The organism is Janthinobacterium sp. 1L-D-8-B-C4 (assembly GCF_057291295.1).
This window is the reverse complement of the sequence record NZ_JBXAVX010000002.1, coordinates 125,957-144,830: the sequence shown is the minus strand read 5'-3', so window position 1 is coordinate 144,830 and position 18,874 is coordinate 125,957. Positions and strand designations below refer to the sequence as shown.

At 60.5% G+C, this 18,874-nt stretch carries 19 protein-coding genes; 10 read left to right on the top strand and 9 right to left on the bottom strand.

What is annotated here, in order from left to right:
- The first annotated feature begins 225 nt into the window (after nucleotides 1–225).
- From AC0Z42_RS03715 to AC0Z42_RS03705, 3 genes are all read left to right on the top strand, one after another.
- Entirely contained in the window at nucleotides 226–3,114 is a 2,889-nt protein-coding gene (locus AC0Z42_RS03715) for an O-linked N-acetylglucosamine transferase, SPINDLY family protein (RefSeq protein ID WP_485466898.1), read from the top strand.
- Nucleotides 3,115–3,224: 110 nt separating this feature from the next.
- Nucleotides 3,225–4,382 (top strand): flagellin N-terminal helical domain-containing protein, encoded by a 1,158-nt coding sequence (locus AC0Z42_RS03710; RefSeq protein WP_485466897.1) that lies wholly within the window; start codon nucleotides 3,225–3,227, stop codon nucleotides 4,380–4,382.
- Between the two features lie 95 nt (nucleotides 4,383–4,477).
- The gene (locus AC0Z42_RS03705) at nucleotides 4,478–5,548 is read left to right on the top strand and encodes a hypothetical protein (protein ID WP_485466896.1); all 1,071 of its coding nucleotides are present in this window, start codon (nucleotides 4,478–4,480) and stop codon (nucleotides 5,546–5,548) included.
- Nucleotides 5,549–5,576: 28 nt separating this feature from the next.
- Here the strand turns inward: AC0Z42_RS03705 and AC0Z42_RS03700 are convergent, their stop codons facing one another.
- The 9 genes from AC0Z42_RS03700 to AC0Z42_RS03660 form a co-directional block, all read right to left on the bottom strand.
- The gene (locus AC0Z42_RS03700) at nucleotides 5,577–6,011 is read right to left on the bottom strand and encodes a PIN domain-containing protein (RefSeq protein ID WP_485467308.1); all 435 of its coding nucleotides are present in this window, start codon (nucleotides 6,009–6,011) and stop codon (nucleotides 5,577–5,579) included.
- The gene (locus AC0Z42_RS03695) at nucleotides 6,008–6,262 is read right to left on the bottom strand and encodes a type II toxin-antitoxin system Phd/YefM family antitoxin (RefSeq protein ID WP_485466895.1); all 255 of its coding nucleotides are present in this window, start codon (nucleotides 6,260–6,262) and stop codon (nucleotides 6,008–6,010) included. The genes AC0Z42_RS03700 and AC0Z42_RS03695 overlap by 4 nt, the downstream gene beginning before the upstream one ends.
- 103 nt (nucleotides 6,263–6,365) lie before the next feature.
- Complete coding sequence (locus AC0Z42_RS03690; RefSeq protein WP_485466894.1) at nucleotides 6,366–8,456, bottom strand: flagellar biosynthesis protein FlhA; 2,091 nt, start codon at nucleotides 8,454–8,456, stop codon at nucleotides 6,366–6,368.
- Nucleotides 8,453–9,592 carry an EscU/YscU/HrcU family type III secretion system export apparatus switch protein gene (locus tag AC0Z42_RS03685; protein ID WP_485466893.1) on the bottom strand — a complete coding sequence of 380 codons (1,140 nt, stop codon included), beginning with the start codon at nucleotides 9,590–9,592 and terminating at the stop codon, nucleotides 8,453–8,455. Before AC0Z42_RS03685 ends, AC0Z42_RS03690 begins: the two co-directional genes overlap by 4 nt.
- Nucleotides 9,582–10,382, bottom strand: a complete 801-nt coding sequence (locus AC0Z42_RS03680) for a flagellar biosynthetic protein FliR (protein ID WP_485466892.1) — start codon at nucleotides 10,380–10,382, stop codon at nucleotides 9,582–9,584. Before AC0Z42_RS03680 ends, AC0Z42_RS03685 begins: the two co-directional genes overlap by 11 nt.
- Nucleotides 10,383–10,393: 11 nt before the next feature.
- Nucleotides 10,394–10,666 carry a flagellar biosynthesis protein FliQ gene (gene fliQ, locus AC0Z42_RS03675; protein WP_485466891.1) on the bottom strand — a complete coding sequence of 91 codons (273 nt, stop codon included), beginning with the start codon at nucleotides 10,664–10,666 and terminating at the stop codon, nucleotides 10,394–10,396.
- On the bottom strand, nucleotides 10,667–11,437 hold the full coding sequence (fliP, locus tag AC0Z42_RS03670) for a flagellar type III secretion system pore protein FliP (protein ID WP_485466890.1): 771 nt from the start codon (nucleotides 11,435–11,437) through the stop codon (nucleotides 10,667–10,669).
- Nucleotides 11,434–11,799, bottom strand: coding sequence for a FliM/FliN family flagellar motor switch protein (locus AC0Z42_RS03665; RefSeq protein WP_485466889.1), 366 nt, complete (start codon nucleotides 11,797–11,799; stop codon nucleotides 11,434–11,436). Before AC0Z42_RS03665 ends, fliP begins: the two co-directional genes overlap by 4 nt.
- 1 nt (nucleotide 11,800) lies before the next feature.
- Nucleotides 11,801–12,916: a FliM/FliN family flagellar motor switch protein gene (locus AC0Z42_RS03660; RefSeq protein WP_485466888.1), complete on the bottom strand. Its 1,116-nt coding sequence runs from the start codon at nucleotides 12,914–12,916 to the stop codon at nucleotides 11,801–11,803.
- Between AC0Z42_RS03660 and AC0Z42_RS03655 the strand changes: the two genes are divergently transcribed.
- From AC0Z42_RS03655 to AC0Z42_RS03625, 7 genes are read left to right on the top strand one after another with little or no spacing between them, the layout of a single operon-like run.
- Complete coding sequence (locus tag AC0Z42_RS03655; protein WP_485466887.1) at nucleotides 12,915–13,229, top strand: hypothetical protein; 315 nt, start codon at nucleotides 12,915–12,917, stop codon at nucleotides 13,227–13,229. The two genes, AC0Z42_RS03660 and AC0Z42_RS03655, sit on opposite strands and share 2 nt — an antisense overlap.
- A gap of 32 nt (nucleotides 13,230–13,261) precedes the next feature.
- Nucleotides 13,262–13,600: a flagellar hook-basal body complex protein FliE gene (fliE, locus tag AC0Z42_RS03650; protein ID WP_485466886.1), complete on the top strand. Its 339-nt coding sequence runs from the start codon at nucleotides 13,262–13,264 to the stop codon at nucleotides 13,598–13,600.
- 42 nt (nucleotides 13,601–13,642) lie between these two features.
- Nucleotides 13,643–15,400, top strand: coding sequence for a flagellar basal-body MS-ring/collar protein FliF (gene fliF, locus AC0Z42_RS03645; RefSeq protein ID WP_485466885.1), 1,758 nt, complete (start codon nucleotides 13,643–13,645; stop codon nucleotides 15,398–15,400).
- On the top strand, nucleotides 15,378–16,418 hold the full coding sequence (locus AC0Z42_RS03640) for a flagellar motor switch protein FliG (RefSeq protein WP_485466884.1): 1,041 nt from the start codon (nucleotides 15,378–15,380) through the stop codon (nucleotides 16,416–16,418). The genes fliF and AC0Z42_RS03640 overlap by 23 nt, the downstream gene beginning before the upstream one ends.
- Nucleotides 16,415–17,104 (top strand): flagellar assembly protein FliH, encoded by a 690-nt coding sequence (gene fliH, locus AC0Z42_RS03635; protein ID WP_065306498.1) that lies wholly within the window; start codon nucleotides 16,415–16,417, stop codon nucleotides 17,102–17,104. The genes AC0Z42_RS03640 and fliH overlap by 4 nt, the downstream gene beginning before the upstream one ends.
- Nucleotides 17,101–18,411 (top strand): flagellar protein export ATPase FliI, encoded by a 1,311-nt coding sequence (fliI, locus tag AC0Z42_RS03630; protein ID WP_485466883.1) that lies wholly within the window; start codon nucleotides 17,101–17,103, stop codon nucleotides 18,409–18,411. Before fliH ends, fliI begins: the two co-directional genes overlap by 4 nt.
- 8 nt (nucleotides 18,412–18,419) lie before the next feature.
- Nucleotides 18,420–18,857, top strand: a complete 438-nt coding sequence (locus AC0Z42_RS03625; RefSeq protein ID WP_485466882.1) for a flagellar export protein FliJ — start codon at nucleotides 18,420–18,422, stop codon at nucleotides 18,855–18,857.
- Nucleotides 18,858–18,874: the final 17 nt, after the last annotated feature.

The window sequence follows — 18,874 nt, the reverse complement described above, 5'->3', positions numbered from 1 at the left end:
GTAACAGTACGATTCTCTTCGAAGATACGGCAACCAGCGATCAAGCAACAGAAGCACGAGTAATCAGAGCTGAAGTGGCGCACTGCGACCACTACTACCTTGACGTGTCGGCCCCTAATACGAAAATCGCCAAAAGATTCATGAAACGTATGCCGTGCCACGAAAGATTTCCACCCTGCGGCGTCAGCCTTTACAATCGCCACTAATCAATTCCTACCTCTACTTATGTCCAAGTCCTTCGTCCAACTGGCTATTCACACGCCTTCCGTAACTGAGCAACAGAAAGCGGCAGCAAGCGCCGCCATAGCACGCTGCCGCAAGGCATTGGCGAATCGTCCTGACGTAGCATCGTTGCATGACGAACTGGCGACCAACTTGGCGATATTGGAGCAGCATCAGGAGGCGGAATCTGCTTTCCTCCGAGCCATTGAGCTTGCACCCACAAGCGAAACCATATGCGCCTATGGGGAATTGCTGGCACAGACAAACCGTCACACCGAAGCAATTGACCTATGGCAGAAGGCCTTGATCGATGATAGCGACAATCGCGCCATCTACAATCACCTGGGATTTGCATATCAGGAAACAGGCCAGCTTGATCTGGCGCTCGCTGCCCATCGCGAGATGTTGCGCCTGTCACCAGGCAATGCCGTGGCCTATAACAATATCGGCTCCCTGCTGCAAACACAAAACCGCTTCCAAGAGGCGATGCAAAATTATCATCACGCACTACTTGCCGAACCGGAATTCGATTTGGCGCATTTGAATGCGGGAAGTTGTCTGATGCATTTGGGCTGGTATGACGCTGCCATGGCCATCTTCAAAGACACCATCAAACTCAATCCCGCCTTGCTGCCGGCATATATCAATCTGGCAGCCATGCAAAACAAATTGGGATTGCTGGAAGAAGCACTTGTCACTTGCGAGCAGATACTGAAAATCAATCCCAGCCTCGCAGAAATCCATAGCAGCAAGTTATTCATCCAAAGCCACACCGCGGGTCTTGATGCAAAGGGCCAATTTCGCGCGCATCAGGCATTTGCTCAGCAGTTCGAAGCACCTCGGCGTAGCAATTGGCCAAAACACCGCAACGAGCGCGCCCCAGACCGGCAATTGCGCATCGGATTTGTGTCGGCCGACTTGTACAGACATGCTGTAATGAGTTTCTTCGACCCAGTATTGGACCATTTGCGACACGCCAATACTCTTGAACTGGTGATCTACTGCAACAATAACATTCGCGATGTGGTGACAGATCAATTGCGTGAAACCATGCCAAACTGGCATGACGTGCAGCATTTATCCGATACTGCTTTGGCACAACAGATTGAAGACGATGGCATCGATATCCTGATCGACCTTTCTGGACACACCGCATTTAACCGGCTACCAGTTTTTGCGCGCAAACCTGCCCCTTTACAACTGACGTGGATAGGTTACCCCATGACCTCGGGCTTGCAGGCAATGGATTACTACCTGACCGATCTTCATTGTTCACCACCCGGTTTGCTTGACGCGCAATTCACGGAAAAACTGCTGCGTTTGCCGGCGACTGCTCCCTTTATGCCAGCCCAAGATGCTCCCGACGTCAGCGTTGCGCCAGGCCTGCACAATGGCCACATTACTTTTGGCAGCTTTAACCGCCCAGCCAAAATCAGCCCGGCCGTCATTGAACAGTGGAGCAACTTGCTCAAGGCGATACCAGCGGCACGAATGATCGTTGGCGGCATGTCGAGTGACCAGGTGTGCGACAACATGCGTCAGGCATTTATGAGACAAGGCATAGCCAGCGAAAGACTCAGCTTTTATCTGCAGACCAACATGCACGACTATCTGTCACTGCATCGACTGGTCGATGTCTGCCTTGATACTTTTCCTTACGCCGGCGGCACCACCACCTCGCATGCCCTGTGGATGGGTGTGCCAACACTGACCATGGCCGGCGATACATTGCCAGGCCGGGTTGGCGCCACTATTCTTGGCCATGCTGGGTTGGACGATTTCATCGCACATGACGAGACTGACTTCCTTCAGAAAGGCATCGCCATCGCCGGCCAACTCGAACAATTGTCTGCACTGCGCAGCGGTATGCGCATGCGCATGAGTAAGTCAGCACTAGGTCAGCCGGCCTTGATCGCCGCCGGCCTTGATAACGCACTGCGACAGATCTGGCAACGCTGGTGCGCCGACTTGCCAGCTGTCTCGTTTGATGCCGACCCCACATTAAGTTCACTCAGCAAACGCGCGGCCAGCATGCAATCGTTACATGACGTAAAAGTAGACGCTGCGCTACTGCTGGCAATCGAACACCACCAGGCCAATCGCTTCGTGGAAGCTGAAACCCTGTACATGGCAATATTGCACAAAGAACCAGCCCATACTATCGCCAACCATAATATGGGTTTGCTGGCCAGCCAATTGGGATATCCAGCAGAAGCACTATTGCATCTGGCGGCCGCACATGCCGCAGCGCCAGCCGAAGTACAGTTTTGCTTATCCTACGCACAAGCCCTTGAACGTAACGGGCAGGCAGACGCGGCACTCGATGTATTGATAGCGGCGATGGCACACGGCACTCCTAATCATGCGCTGCAATCAATGCACGCGCAGATACAGGCAACCTTCGACGATGCGCAACCATCGGAGGCAGAGGCAGAGCATATTTTTGGCCTGTACCAGGCCGGTCAGTATATCGAACTCGAAGAAGCCTCGCGTGCGCTGGTGGCCCGTTACCCCGCTTCGGGTTTTGCCTGGAGCGTGCTTGGTACGGCCCTGCAAGTGCAGGGAAAAGACGCGCTGGCAACACTGCAGAGAGCGGTGGAACTAGCGCCGCATGATGCCCAGGCACACGGAAATTTGGGCAACGCATGGCAGACAGCGGGAGAATATACGCTGGCCATCAACAATTATCAGCAGGCGATCATGCTGAATCCAACTTTTGCAGAGGCTTATTGCAACATGGCCAATGCGCAAGAGGCGCTGGGCCTGCTCGCAGAGGCGGCGCTGAGCCACCATCAGGCACTGGCCGTCGATCCGGCGAACGAAACTGCACAGCAACAATTGCTACGATTTTCAGTAATGGACTCTAGCAAAGTGCACGCTGTCGAAAAATAATTTAAAAAATTTCCATAAGGATTTAATTTATCTACGGCAATGGTCGTCTTGTACTAATGAGAGCGCAAAACTGCTGCTCCGAACCGAACAAACTAACTGGAGTATCTTTCATGCTGAGCCTTCACACCAATTCAGCGGCCCTGTCCGCCCAATCGTCGATTTCGAAAACACAACAATCGCTGTCGACCTCGATGACGCGCCTCTCCACCGGCTACCGCATCAATTCGGCAATGGATGATGCTGCCGGGCTGCAAATTGCAACCCGCCTGAAAGCACAAACCAGTGGCATGGCCATGGCCATGCGCAACACACAGAACGCCACTTCGATGATCCAGACCGCCGATGGCGCGCTGGGTGAGACCGTCAACATCCTGGTTCGCATGAAAGACCTGGCCACGCAAGCTGCCGATGCATCGTCGACCGCTGACGACAAAAAAGCCATGCAAGCTGAATTTGACACGTTGACGGCTGAGCTGACCAACATCGTTGGCAATACCTCGTTCGGTGGCGCAAAACTGTTGAATTCCAAGGCTACCGCAACCGATGCAACCGCCGCCACCGGCGCTTTTGCCACGACTAACACTGCCTACACCAATGCAGATACTGCCATCACGGATGCTACCACCGGTCTGCAAAAGAAGTACAACGACGCAGCTGCCGCCACGCAAGACGCCACTGGTATCGCAGCCTTGGCAGCAGCCAAAGCCGCCCTGGAGACAGGCCTGGCAACGCGCGCTGACGCCTTGAAAGCGAACAATACCGCGAAAGCTTACGCCGAAGCAACCTTGGCCTCTTCGAACAGCGGTACTGCAGGCAAATTCGGCGACGCCATCAATTTCCAGATCGGTGCCTCGACCGGCGAAAAAATGGGCCTGGACCTGACCACGGAACTGAGCGCGGTGCACACCGCATTGCGTGGCGCTTCGGCTGAATACAACTCGTTCGGCGCCGCTTCGGCACTGAAAGGTAACGAACTGACCGCTGTTGGCTCGGCTTCGACTACCATCGACAAACTGCAAACCGCCATCGACGCAGTCGGCACCGCCCGTTCGGCACTGGGTGCCGCCGGCAACCGCCTGGACCACGTTGCTACCAACCTGGCCAACGTCAGCACCAACACGCAAGCTGCTTCGGGCCGCATCATGGACACCGACTTCGCGACCGAAAGCTCGAACATGACCGCGTCGCAAATGCTGCTGCAAGCTGGTACCGCCATGCTGAAGCAAAGCAACAGCATGTCGTCGATGGTCATGTCCCTGCTGCAATAATAGTATTATTCTCCTGACCTGGCTCAGGTCAGGCAGACCAGAGCCAACTGCGCAAGCAGTTGGCTTTTTTTTCATCCCAGGCGGGAGGAACAGCAATGGCCATAGACCGCATCTCCGCAGGCAATGCCCTGCCCCTGATTACGCAGCGCTTGGACGTCAGTGCGGCCACGCCGCTGACGCCCGGCGTGGTGATGCCGCTGGTGCCGGTCGGCCCCTTCATGGCGCCGGCACCCGATGCCGGCACGCTGCCGGCACAGCTGGCGCAGGCGCAAGATGGCTTGGCATCGCTGATCAAGCCGAATGCCGGCGACCCGGGACTGGGCGCCACCGCGCGCGACAGCAGCGCGATGCAGGTCAATCAACTGTTTTTTACGCGCCAGCTGGTGTGGCAGCCGCCCGATGCGGCGCAGCTGGCCGCGTCCTGGCGCGTGATGGTGAAAACCTACGGCGAACAATACGCGGCGCTGCAGGAACACGCGCGCGGCCAGCACCTGCCCGGCAACCTGTTCATGGCCGAGCAGCAGCCGGTGCTGCGCCCGTCCCTGCCGCTTGACACGGAAGCGTGGCGCTTTGTCGTCTACGGTTGGAGCGGGCAGCGCCTGCTGCTGCGCGTGCTGCCTGGCGGCGAGGAAGATGCCGCGCCGCGCAAGCGCAACGGCAAGGTGGCGCTGCGGGTCGAACTGCTGATCGACGGCGTGGGGCGCGTGGTGATCCAGATGGAACCGACGGGCGATGGCGTGCTGCTGGAACTGGCATCCGATGAAGAGCTGGCGCTGGCGCACCTGCGCCGCATGCTGGCCGAGATCGCCGATTGCGTGCGCCAGGCCGGCCTGCGGCTGCTGCGCTGCCGTTTGAACCGCGTGCTGCATGCGCAGCCGGTGCACGCCGGCTACCCGATGCAGGCGGCCGCTGCTGCCCTGTCGCAGCCGCTGTTCCAGGCGATGGCCGAGGTGGCGTTGCTGCTGACGCGCCCGCCAGCGGAAGCGGCGCATGATCCGGCCGAGCCGGAAGCAGCACCGGCACCGGCGGCGGAAGAACCGGTCATCGTCTCGAAGGAAGTGGCGGCGCCGAAGGATTACTGGGGCGACGCCACGATGGAAGCAATCGTGCTGCCGGCCGATGCACAGGAACCTGAACTGCTCACCCCCATCGACGAGCAGGATTGAGTTATCCGACGGTGCCGATAATACTGACCTACCGGTTTTCCGGTGTCTCCCACGGATTGAGGATCGCCACGCCGGATAATAGAAAATCCGCCACGTTTCGCGTTACCAAGGTCATGCCATGAACCAACGCAGCTGCTGCAATCAGGCTATCCATGGCTGGACGCGGGTCGGGTACATGAAGCGCTGCGCAACGCTGTGCAACGGCTGTATCAACCGGCAGGATGCGGCCAGCAAAGGCGGGCAAAACATGACTCTCGAACCAGGTCCGGAAAATAGCGCCTTGTGGAGGGTCCCGGCGCTCAAGCAACAACACCCCCATTTCCAATTCCTGCACGGTGATGGCCGACAAATACAGGTCTGCGGCATCCACACTGTCGGCCCACTGCATTACATTTTTATCAGCTCGGCCCATGCGAATTTTTCGCAGCTCGGAAATCACGTTGGTATCAAGCAGGAACATCAGGAAAAGTCTACCGGTCGTGCAAGATCACGCGAACGCACAATCTCAACATCAACATCAGCGATGTCCGGCATCGCCAGCAAATCAGCAATCTTCTTGTGATTTCGGGTCATGCGCTGATAAAGCTCAATGCTCATGAGCACATGCGCTGGCCGGCCTCTGTCTGTAATGAACACCGGGCCATGGTTTGCGGCGCGTTTTGCCTCGCTCGCTCCTTGGTTGAACTCCCGACTCGATAAGGTGGTAATGGTCATGGCAACACCTCGCGTGATTGGATAATGTAGCTATGTTACTACAGCATCAAAACAGGGGCAATTATTTTAGAATCGGCAAGCCGCCATGGCCTGGCCCGGCGAGTCAACCCACCGTGCCGATGATGCTCACTTCGCGGTTTTCCGGAATCTCGTTATACGACAGCACGTGCAGGCCCGGCGCGAACAGGCGCGCATAGCGCGCCAGCAGCGGACGGATCTGCGGCAGCACCAGCAGCAGCGGCGGCGTGGCCTGCTGCTTCATCTGCTCGCGCGCGACCGGCATGTTCACCTGCAGTTGCGACAGCAGGTGCGGGTCGATCGGATAATTGTCCAGCGTGACCTTGCCGGACTGGCGCGCCTGGTTCAACGACCCCAGCAGCATGTTTTCCAGTTCGCCACCCAGGTTGAATGCCTGCATTTCCAGCTTTTGCCCGAACAGGCCGCCGACAATCTGGCGCCGCAGCGCGCAGCGCACCTCGGCCGCCAGCAGGATCGGATCCTTGGTGGTTTCCGAGCTGTCGAGCAAGGTGGTGGCGATCGGCACGATATCTTTCAGCGACACATTCTCGGCCAGCAGCACGCGGAACACGCGCAGCAGCTGCGTGTGCGTCAGCGCCTTGCCAAGCGCGTCCGACAGTTTCGGCGACAGCGCGCTCAGGCGTTCCATCATGTTCGAGACGTCTTCGTGGCGGAACAGCTCCGGCAGGTACTCGCGGATCATCTTCGACAAGTGCGTGGCGATCACGCTCGGCGCCTCGATCACCTGGTAGCCCATGCCCAGCGCATGGGCTTTCGCGCCCGGCTCGATCCAGGTTACCGGCATGCCGTAGGCAGGTTCGATACCGGGAATGCCGTCGAGCTGGCCATACACATTCGGTGACGGAATCGCCATCAGGCGGTCGGCCTGCACTTCGGCCTGGGCCACCACCGTGCCCGACAGCATGATGGTGTATTGCGACGGTTTCAGCGCCAGATCGTCGCGCACGCCAATCGGCGGCAACAACAAACCCATCGCTTCGGACAGGCTCTGGCGCACGCCCTTGACGCGCTTGTTCAAAGGCTCGCCCTGCGTCTTGTCGACCATGCCCACCAGTTTATAGCCGAGCATCACCATCAGCGGCTGAACGGCCGGCAATTGCTGCCATTCCAGTTCGGCCGGTTTATCGCCAAGCAAGGCCGCTTCGATCGCCGCCATGCCCGAATTATCAGGCGCCTTGATGTGCCGCTGCGTCAGGCGCCAGGCCACGAAAGCCAGCACCGCTGCGAACGTCATGAACATGAACCACGGCATGCCCGGGATCAGGGCCAGCGCCACCATCATGCCGGACGCGCTGAAGAGAACCGTCGGCGAGGTCAGCACCTGCCCTGCCACCTGCTGCTCGAAGTCGCCGGAATCGCTGATGCGCGTTACCAGGATCGCGGCCGCGGCCGACAGCAGCAGCGCCGGGATCTGCGCCACCAGGCCATCACCGATGGTCAGGAGCGCGTACTGGCGGAAGGCGTCGCCGAACGACAGGTCGTGCATCAGCGAGCCGATCGCCACGCCGCCGACCATGTTGATGATCAGGATCAAAATACTGGCGACGGCGTCGCCGCGCACGAATTTCGAGGCACCGTCCATGGCGCCATAGAAGTCTGCTTCGGCGGCCACGTCCTTGCGGCGCAGCTGGGCTTTTTCCTGGTTGATCAGGCCGGCGTTCAGGTCGGCGTCGATCGCCATCTGCTTGCCCGGCAAGGCGTCCAGCGTAAAGCGCGCCGACACCTCGGAAATCCGTTCCGCACCCTTGGTGACGACGGCGAAGTTGATGATCATCAGGATCACGAAGACCACGATACCGACCACGAAGTTACCGCCGATCACCACGTTACCAAACGCTTCGATCACTTTACCGGCTGCGTCCGCGCCGGTATGGCCGTGCAGCAGCACCACCCGCGTCGAAGCCACGTTCAGGGTCAGCCTCAGCATGGTGGTGGCCAGGATCACCGTCGGAAAGACCGAGAAGTCGAGCGGCCGCTTGGCCGAGACGCTGACCAGGATGACGATCAGGGCCAGCACGATATTGAATGTGAACAAGATATCGAGCAGCACCGGCGGTAGCGGCAAGATGATCATTGCCAGTATCACCAACAGGAACATTGGCGTGGCGAACTTGTGGCGGCGCATCTCGGCAACCAGTCGGTTCAGGAAATTCATGACGGTACAACCTCGCTCAGATTCGATGGCACGGCCATCTCGGTGGGTAACAACGGCTGGGCAGCGCGCTGCCCGGACCGGAATGCTTTCAGTTGCAGGATGTAGTTCAGCACCTGCGATACGGCCTGGTACAGCTGCACCGGAATCTGCTGCTGCACCTGGCTGGTGTTATAGATGGCGCGCGCCAGCGGCGGCAGTTCCAGCGTTTCGATATTGTGTTCCTTCGCCACCTGGCGGATATACAGCGCCATTTCATCGACTCCCTTGGCGACCACGAACGGCGCCTCGGCGCGGTCCTGGTCGTACTTGAGGGCGACTGCGTAATGCTCGGGATTGACGATCACCACGTCGGCGTCGGGCACCGTCTTGCGCACGCTGCGCCGGCCCAGTTGCTGCTGCAACTGGCGAATGCGCTGGCGCACTTCGGGCCGCCCTTCGCTGCTCTTGTGTTCTTCCTTCACATCCTGCTTGCTCATGCGCTGATTCTTGGCAAAGAAAAACGCCTGTGCCGGCACGTCGATGATGGCAAACAGGATGAATACGGAAATGAGCGCCATCAGGCCATCGAGCATCAAGGCCGAGCCATCGAGCATGGCCTGCTGCAATGGCCGGTGTTGCAGGTCCACGTATTGCGCCAGGCTGGAGCGGCTGACATGCACCAGCACCATGCCCAGCACCACCGCCTTGGCGATGGAAATGCCGAATTCAAAACCATGCTTCGGGGTCAGCAGCCGGCCCAGGTTTTTCGCCGGACTCAGGCGCTCCATCTTCGGCGCCCAGTTCTTGGTGCTGATGACCCAGCCGCCGGGGATCAACGAGCCCAGCACGACAAAGAACGGTACGCAGAACAGCGGCAAGATCATCTTGATCAGCAGGCCCACCGAAGTGCTGAAGGCGGTCGACATGGCATTGTCGAGCGCGCCGGTGCTGTCGAGCGGCATGAACGACATGGCGAACAGCTGGCGGAACGACTCCAGGTAGCCGGGCAGCAGATAGACGAACAGCTTCATGCTGATCAGGATGCCCAGCGCCGTCGACAGGTCGCGCGAGCGCACCACCTGCCCTTCCTGGCGCGACTTCTTCAGCTTCTGCTGTGACGCCTTTTCGGTTTTGTCGCCGCTGCTGTTATCCGCCATGGGCCACCCGCATCTGTTCCTGCAACATATCCAGTACCCGGTTGGTCATGGCAATATAGTGCTCGGGAATGAACTTGACGATCTGTACCAGCATCAACAGGCCAAACACGGTGATCATCGAAAAGCCCAGCGAAAACAGGTTCAGCGACGGTGCCACGCGGTTCAGGAAACCAAAACCGAGCTGCACCACCATGGTGGAAAACACGATCGGCAGTGACAGCAGCATGGCGGCGGCAAAAATCCACGCCACGTTGTACGCTACCGTCTGCAGCAGCATCGGACCATAGCCCTGCCCCACCGGCCAGGCCTTGAAACTGGCGCCGATCACGCCGGTCAATACCAGGTGGCCGTCGACGCTGAAAAACACGATCATGCACAGGATGGTCAGCAGCCCCGAGATCACGTCGGACGAGGTGCCGTTCAGGGGATCGTTCATGACGGCCATCGAAAAGCCGACCTGGCTCGATACCACAAAGCCCAGCACCGACATGACCGACATGGCAAAGTGAAACGCCAGCCCCAGCACAAAACCGATCACGGCCTGCTCCAGGGTCGCGACAATCGCGTACAGCGACAAGGGGTCGATGGCGAGCAGTTCGCGGCTGGCGCCGGAGGCCTGCATCACCGGCAGCATCAGGATCGCCAGGATCAGCGCCAGCAGGATGCGCACGGTGACCGGCACGGTGGCGTCGCCGATCACGGGCGAGGCGCTGAGCATGGCCAGGATGCGGCAGAACGGCCACCATACAGCCAGCAGGAACGGCAGCACCTGGTTGAAAATCTCGTTCATGCGCGCGCCCGCTAGCCAACCAGGGTGGCGGCGCGCTGAAAAATCGACACGCAATAATCCATCAGGTAGCCCGACATCCAGCGCCCGGCCAGGATCAGCGCCAGCAGGGTGACCAGCAGCCGGGGCAAAAAGCTCAGCGTCTGTTCATTGATCTGCGTGGCGGCCTGCACCAGAGCCACGACCAAGCCCATCAGCAAACCGGGGACGACCAGCACCACCACCAGCAGCATGACGATATGCAGCGCTTCGATGACAAGGTCGACGGCAACATCCGGCGTCAGCATTTAATAGGCCTGTATGCTGGTGACCAGCGTGTTGACAGTCAGGGTCCAGCCATCGACCAGCACGAACAGCAGCAGCTTGAACGGCAGCGAGATGACCAGCGGCGAGAGCATCATCATGCCCATTGCCATCAGCACCGACGCCACCACCAGGTCGATGATCAGGAACGGAATGAACAGCATGCAGCCGATCTGGAACGCCGTCTTCAACTCAGACAGCACGAAAGCGGCCAACTTGACGGTAAAGCTGTGGTCCTGCGGGCGCATGGTCGATGGCTCGCCGGCCAGGTGGGCGATCTGCGCCAGCGCGGCCTTGCTCGTTTGCGCCAGCATGAAGCGCGTGATCGGCACCTCGGCCACCTTCAGGGCCTGCTGCAGGCCGATCTGGTCGCGGTCGTACGGCACGAAGGCATCCTTCCACACCTGCTCGCCGATCGGCCGCATCACCAGCAAGGTGAGGATCAGGGCGATGCCGGTGACGATACGGTTGGGCAAGCCCTGCTGCAGGCCCAGCGCCTGGCGCAACAGCGACAGCACGATCACGAAACGGGTAAAGCTGGTCATCATCATGACCATCACGGGCAACAGCCCGAGCAAGGTCATGACCACCAGGATCTGCATCTTGACCGACAGATCGGTCTTCGCACCCGGCACCACGCCGGCCAGCAGATCCTGCGCGCCGGCGCTGGCGCACGCCATCATCAGCAACGGCGCGGCCAGCGCCGCGGCCAGCACGCCACGGTGGCGGTGCCAGCCGGTTACCGCCAGCTTCATGCTGTCATCAGGTCGAGATTGAGGCCATCGAGATCGATTACCTTCAGGCCGTAGTTCTCGCCGGCCACCACCACTTCGGCGCGGCCGATCGGCGTGCCGTTAACCTTGATCACCAGCGGTTCGCCGGCCAGCATGTCGAGTTCGAGCACGCTGTCCGGGCCGATCGCCATCAGTTCTTCGAGCGAAATGCGGGCCGAGCCCACTTCCAGCGTCAGGGTCACGGGAATCTTGCGCATCATCTGCGGAATGTCGCGCCGCGCACGCGTGCTGCTGACCTCGCTCACTTCGTTCTGGTCGATGATCATCTCGTCGCCCAGGTCTTCCAGCAAGGTTTCGCTCTGGTTGGTATCGGTAATATTCATGTTATTCAACATCTTCAAATGAGGTTAAACAGAGCTTGCCCTTGTGCTCGGAAACGGCAGCGGTAAACAGGCGCGAATCGTCGAGCATGACATCGGTGCGGCTGAGGCTGACCGGGATCACGTCGCCGACGCGCAGGTCGAACAAGGCGCCCAGCTGCACCTGCTTGCTGACCAGCCTTCCCTCCAGGGTCACCTGCAAGCGTGAAGCGAGTGGCCGCACGCTGCGCAGCGCCTTTTTCGCCTGCGCCCGTTCGGGCAGCAGGCCGCGCAGCACATCGGCCATCAGTTGCTTGTCCAGCGAGAACCAGATCTGGCCGCTCTGCCCGGCTTCAACGTCGCTGACGGCCACGCTGACGACCCAGCTGCCGCGCGCAGGGCGGACGCCGGCCTGCGCTGGCAACTCGGCAGCGGGATCGATGCTGCTGGCCTTGCCGACGGCTTGCAGGTTTTTATGAATGCGTGAAAACAGGCTGGCGATAAGTTGTTGTCCCAGAACCACAGCCAAACGTTCTTCCGTGGCGGTCAAGCGCACTTGAGCCGGGTCGACCGGGGCGCTCTTGACAGCCCCGTTCGCACCAGCGCCACCATAGCGATAGTTGAGTACGGACAGCAGTATCTGGCGTTGCAGGGAAAAGCCGGCCTGTCCCGCAGGCGTGCTGAAACTGAGCCAGCGGTTGCTGCCGTCTTCGTTGTCAACGCGCGACAAGCTGACGTCGTCGATCTGGAAATTACCCCAGTAACGGCGGCTCATGGGCAGGCGCAGGCCGGCCGCCAGATCGTCGCGCAATTGCGCGCCGAAGACGTGCAACAAGTGGACAGGACGCCCAAGCAGACAGGAATCGAGGACTTGATGGCGCAAAGTTTGATCTGTCTTGGTAGTTATCATGTGGGTCGTGTCGGTGTTGCGGTGGCAGAGCAAATTATACGGGATCGCCTGAACTTGCATGCGGCTTATATACAGCGCATATACAGCGCATATGGACCGGCAGCTTGCCATTGCAGGCCAGGCAAAAATCAGCGCATCAACGGCGAGATGCAAAAAAACAATGGCGCCTACAGGCTGAATGTTAGATCCCCACGGTGCTGAACGATACAGTAAATTCGTGAATATTGCCATGGATCAATATAAGCATGGGGTAATCCGAGCTTTACTTTATAGTTGCCGCGAGGTAAGCTTCCGCCTACAAAATATCGTTTTGCAGCGCGCCATTCGACCTCCTGATTTGATTCCTGATGGTAATTTAGTTAGCCACTTCGAGAAACTTTTATCGGTTGAATATTATTCTCATGGCGATGCAAACATATTGCATAAAACAGTGTGGGTTTGCTTGAAAATCGTTCTCGCATTGCGTGGCGTGGCAACTGATAAAACTGATGGGTCCATGTACTGGCGGACCAGGCAACATCGCAACACCAGTAATTCTGATTGAACCACAGCGCATTTAGATAATTAGAGGGCAAGATGAGCAACGAACTCGCAGGAATGATCAAGGCCGACCTGGCCGCATTAAGCAACGATGCGCGCGCCCTGGGAACGAGCATCGCTCCGGCAGCAACCTTCGGTGCGCAGGAGCCGGCAAGTTTTTCCTTCGCCCAAACCATGCAGGACACCTTCAGCAAGATCAACACCGATGACCGCATGGCAGCGCAGAAGATGAGCGATGTTGACAGCGGAAAAAGCGACGACCTGGTCGGTGCCATGCTGGCAAGCCAGGAAGCGAGCCTGTCTTTCTCCATGCTGATGCAAGTACGCAACAAGGTCATGGGCGCCGTCGATGAACTGATCAAATTGCCTCTGTAATACGCTCACACCACGCCCAGCCTCCAAGCGAAAGTTATACACGTGATTACCCCCCTGAAGTCCGCATTTGCGCGCTGGCGCGTCAGCGCCCAGCCCGCTGTTTCGCCCGCCCTGCTGAAAAACCTGGTTCCCATCGTTGTTCTGGCCATCGGCATCACTGCCCTGGTCATGGTGTACTTCTGGCGTGACCAGGCCAACTACAAGCCGGTGTTTGGCGCACGCGAAAAAGTCGCAGTAACCGACATGATGGCCACGCTGGACGCCGAACATATTCCTTATCGCCTGCATCCGGACAGCGGCCAGGTGCTGGTGCCCGACGCCATGCTGGGCAAGGTGCGCATGCTGCTGGCCTCGAAAGGCGTGACGGCGCAGCTGCCGGCCGGCCTGGAACTGATGGACAAGAACGACCCGCTGGGCGTGTCGCAATTCGTGCAGGACGTGCGCTTCCGGCGCGGCCTGGAGGGCGAACTGGCGCAAAGCATCATGACCATGGATGCGATCGCCTCGGCACGCGTACACCTGTCGATCGCCAAGTCCACTTCCTTTGTTGCCAGCGATGGCGACAAGTCGTCGGCCTCGATCGTGGTGGCCATGAAGCCAGGCCGCACGCTGGCGCCGGAACAGATCGCCGCCGTGATCAACATGGTCTCGGGCAGCGTGGCCAGCCTGGCGCCAACGCGCGTGAGCCTGGTTGACCAGGGCGGCAACCTGTTGTCCGCGCACGTTGACCTGGCCGACGGCTTCGATGCCTCGGCGGCCGGCAATGAGGGCGCCAAACGCTACCAGGATGAGATCCGCCGCAACGTGACGGGCCTGCTTGGCCCGGTCATCGGCGAAGACAATTTCAAGCTCAGCGTGACAGCGGCGGTCGACAATGACCGGGTCGAGGAAACCCTGGAAAAATACGGCGAAGCACCTAAAGTGACCAGTGAAGCGATGCGCGAAGAACAGGAACGCAACCGCACCGTGGCCGGCATTCCGGGCAGCCTGTCGAACCGTCCGCCAGCGGCCGCCGTACCCGGCCCGACCGGTGTGGCAGCGCCCGCCGATGGCGGCGCACCTAAACCCGAAGACGGCACCGCCCGCAAGAACGCCACCACGCGCCAGTACGCCTACGACCGCAGCATCACGCAGATCAAGCGCAGCCGTGGCCGCCTGGAAAAACTCAGCGTGGCCGTGGTGCTCAACAGCGCGGCAGCGCCTGACGCAAAAACCGGCTGGACCCCGGCCGAACTGGCGAATATCGAAAAAATGCTGCGCAGCGGCCTGGGCATCAACGCCCAGCGCGGCGACAGCCTGAGCCTGACCGCCCTCGCCTTCCCTGCCAAGCAGCCAGTGGCGCAGTGGTGGGAAGAACGCGATACTGTGGTCGACTTCAGCAGCTGGTTGCTGTATGCGCTGGGTGCCGTACTGGGCTATTTCCTGGTCCTGCGTCCGCTGTTGCGCCTGCTGACCACGCGCCTGGCGCCGCCGGAGCTGAAGACACTGGATCCGGCCATGGCGCTGGCCGGCAATGGGGTCGCGGCGGCAGGCGACACAGCCGGTGCCGCGGCAACCACGCCTTCGCTTGGCGGCGTACCTGGCGCAACTGGCGCGCCAGCGCTGGAAGGCACGGCGAAGGCGGCTGGCGACAGCATGCCGGTGGTGCCGTTGCTGGAAAACTACAACTTGCCACCGCCTGGTTCGGCCGTCGACGTAATGGTCGACCACTTGAAAGTGCTGGCGGAAAAAGAACCGGAACGTGTCGCCGAAGTCGTCAAACAATGGATGCAGAAAAATGGCCGAATTCAACAACAATAATTTCCCCGACGAGCAGGATGACGAGAACGCCAGCCTGACGCCGGTCGAGCAGGCGGCCATCGTGTTGCTGAGCATAGGCGAGGAACAGGCGGCGGCCGTGCTGCGCTGCCTGTCGCGCGAAGAATTGCTGGAAGTGACGCAGGTGATGTCGCGCATGAGCGGCATCAAGGTCGAAGCCGTGAAGACGGCCATGCAAACCTTCTTCGACGACTACCGCCAGCAAAGTGGCGTGCATGGCGCCTCGCGCAGCTACCTGAAGCGCTCGCTGGACATGGCGCTGGGCAGCGATATCGCGAATAGCGTGCTGAACAATATCTACGGCGACGCGATCCGCCCGAAAATGGCGCGCCTGCAATGGGCCTCGCCGAAATGGCTAGCCGAATACATCGTCAACGAGCATGTGCAGATGCAGGCCGTGTTCCTGGCCTTTTTGCCGCCGGCGCTGGCCGGCCAGATTCTTGATGCCCTGCCCGTCGAGGGACGCGATCTGGTACTGCTGAACCTGGCGCGCCTGGACGAGATCGACCGCGACCTGCTGGTCGAACTCGACGAACTGGTGAGCCGCTGCCTGGGTACGCTCGACACGCAAAGCACCAGCGTCGAAGGCATCCGCCAGGCCGCCGAAATCCTCAACCGCATGCCGGGCAACCGCGCCGCGCTGGTCGAACTGCTGCGCGCGCACGACCCGGCGGTGGTGTCGGAAATCGAACTGAGCATGTACGACTTCCTGATCCTGGCCACGCAAAGCGATGTCACGCTCACGCGCATCCTGGAAGACGTGCCGATGGAACAGTGGGCGATTGCCCTCAAGGGTGCCGAGCCGGCGATCCGCGACGCGGTGCTGAAAACCATGCCGCGCCGCCAGGCCCAGAGCTTCGAAGACATGATGCGCCGCTCCGGTCCCGTGCCGCTGTCGCGCATCGAACAGACGCGCCAGGAAATCATGGCCACCGTCAAGGGTCTGGCCGACGCCGGCGAAATCGAAGTGCAGCTGTTTGCCGAGGCGGTGATCGAATGAAGCCTTTTCGCACCTACCGTTTTCCGCCGCTGTCGCAATTTATCGCCGCCGGCCAGCGCGCCAGTTCCGAGGACACCGACGGCCAGTGGCAGGCCTCGGTCTCGGAAGGCTTCGAGCAGGGCCAGCGCGACGGCTATGAAGTGGGCCTGGTGCGCGGCCAGCAGGACGGCTATGACTCGGGCCGCAACGACGGCGTGGTGCAGGGCCGCGAAGAAGGCCGCAACGAAACCCTGGTGGCGCTCGACAAGCTGGCGCGCCCGGTCGACGCGATTTTGCGCGACCTGAAGAAAGTGCGCGCCGATTACCGCGCCGCCCAGCGCAAGGAAGTGGTTGATCTGGTGGCCAAGGTAGCGCGCCAGGTGATCCGCGCCGAACTGGCGCTGCAGCCGGTGCAGCTGCTGGCGCTGGTCGACGAGACGCTGGCCTCGATGCCGCCAACGCGCGAAGAAATCGACGTCTACCTGAACCCGGAAGAACTGAAACGCATCAGCGAACTCGATCCGAAGCGCGCCAAGCGCTGGAATTTGATCGCCGACGCCCGCCTCGACGCCGGCGAATGCCGCATCAAGGCCGGCGACAATGAAGTCGATGCTGGCTGCCATCAGCGCCTGGCCGCCTGCATGGACCAGGTCAGCAGCCACCTGGCGCTGGCCGCCGAACACGCCGACCAGGGCGCGCCTGCATGATCGCCGACACGCTGCGCAGTTTCGAGATGGGCGACATCCCGGTGGCCACGCCCACCGGCCGCCTGGTGGGCGCTTCCGGCCTGCTGCTCGAAAGCGCAGGCTGCAAGCTGCACACGGGCCAGCGCTGCCAGATCGAAACCGTCAGCGGCGAATGGCTCGACGCGCAAGTGGTCGGCTTTCGCGAAAAAGTCTCTTACCTGATGCCGTTCAAGAAGGCCGCCGGCCTGACCACCGGCGCGCGCGTGCTGCCGCTGCCCGACAAGGCCAGCCTGCAGATCGGACCGTCCTGGCTGGGCCGCATGGTCAACGGGCTCGGTGAGCCGATCGACGACCTGGGCCGCCTCGGTGGCGAGCATGTGCTGGACGTCTCGCCGCCGAAGATCAATCCGCTGAAAAAGCAGCCGGTGGTCGAGCCACTCGACGTCGGTGTGCGCGCCATCAACAGCATGCTGACCCTGGGCAAAGGCCAGCGCGTGGGCCTGATGGCCGGTTCCGGGGTGGGAAAAAGCGTGTTGCTGGGCCTGATCACGCGCCAGACCGTGGCCGACGTGGTGGTGGTCGGCCTGATCGGCGAGCGCGGCCGCGAGGTGCGCGAATTCGTCGAAAAGTCGCTCGGCGAGGAAGGCTTGAAAAAAGCCGTGCTGGTGATCGCGCCGGCCGACGAATCGCCGCTGATGCGCATCATGGCCACCGAACTGTGCCATTCGATCGCCGCGCATTTCCGCGACCAGGGCCAACATGTGCTGCTGCTGGTCGACTCGCTCACGCGCTACGCCATGGCACTGCGCGAAGTGGCGCTGGCGCTGGGCGAACCACCGGCCACGCGCGGCTATCCGCCATCGGTATTTTCCAACTTGCCGCAACTGGTCGAAAGCGCCGGCAACGGCGCGCACCAGAATGGCAGCATGAGCGCCATCTACACCGTGCTGGCGGAGGGCGACGACCAGCAGGACCCGGTGGTCGACACGGCGCGCGCGATTCTCGACGGCCATATCGTGCTCACGCGTGAACTGGCCGAACGGGGCCACTACCCTGCCATCGACGTGGCCGCCTCGATCAGCCGCTGCATGGCGCAGGTGATACAACCGGCCCACATGCAGGCGGCGCGCGGCCTGAAAGCTGCCATGGCGCGCCATGCGCGCGTGCGCGACCTGATCCCGCTGGGCGCCTATGTGCCGGGCGCCGATCCGATTACCGATCGCGCGGTGCAGCTGCATCCGCAGATCGAAGCATTTTTGTGCCAGGGCACCAAGGAAGAAGCGCCGATGGCCCCCTGCATCAGCCAACTTGAACAGATCATGTCCTAGGCATATTGATGAGCAACTCGCATACCATCCGCAACCTGACCACCCTGGTCGGCCTGCGCAGCACCGAAGTGGAACGCCTGCAAACCGAAATGGCCGCGCAGACGGCCGTGCGCGACCGTTACCAGAAAAACCTGGACCGCCTGACCAGCCTGTACACCGATAGCGGCCCCAGCGGTGCGCTGCACCTGGCGCTGTCGGTCAATTGCGGCAATTTCAAGCAGTCGGTGATGGAGCTGGCGCAGCAGCACCGTACCGACCTGCATCTGCACGAAGCCAATATGGCGGTGTCGCAGCGCGCCCTCAACACGGCCTGGGCCAAACGGGAAGTGCTGGACCAGGTACTGACGCAAAAACAACGCGTCGTTGCGCATGAGCAACAGAGAATGGATGCCAAGCGGCAGGATGAGCTGGCGACCCAATTCTGGTTCCGCGGACAGGTAAAATGATGTTTTGCAGAAATAAT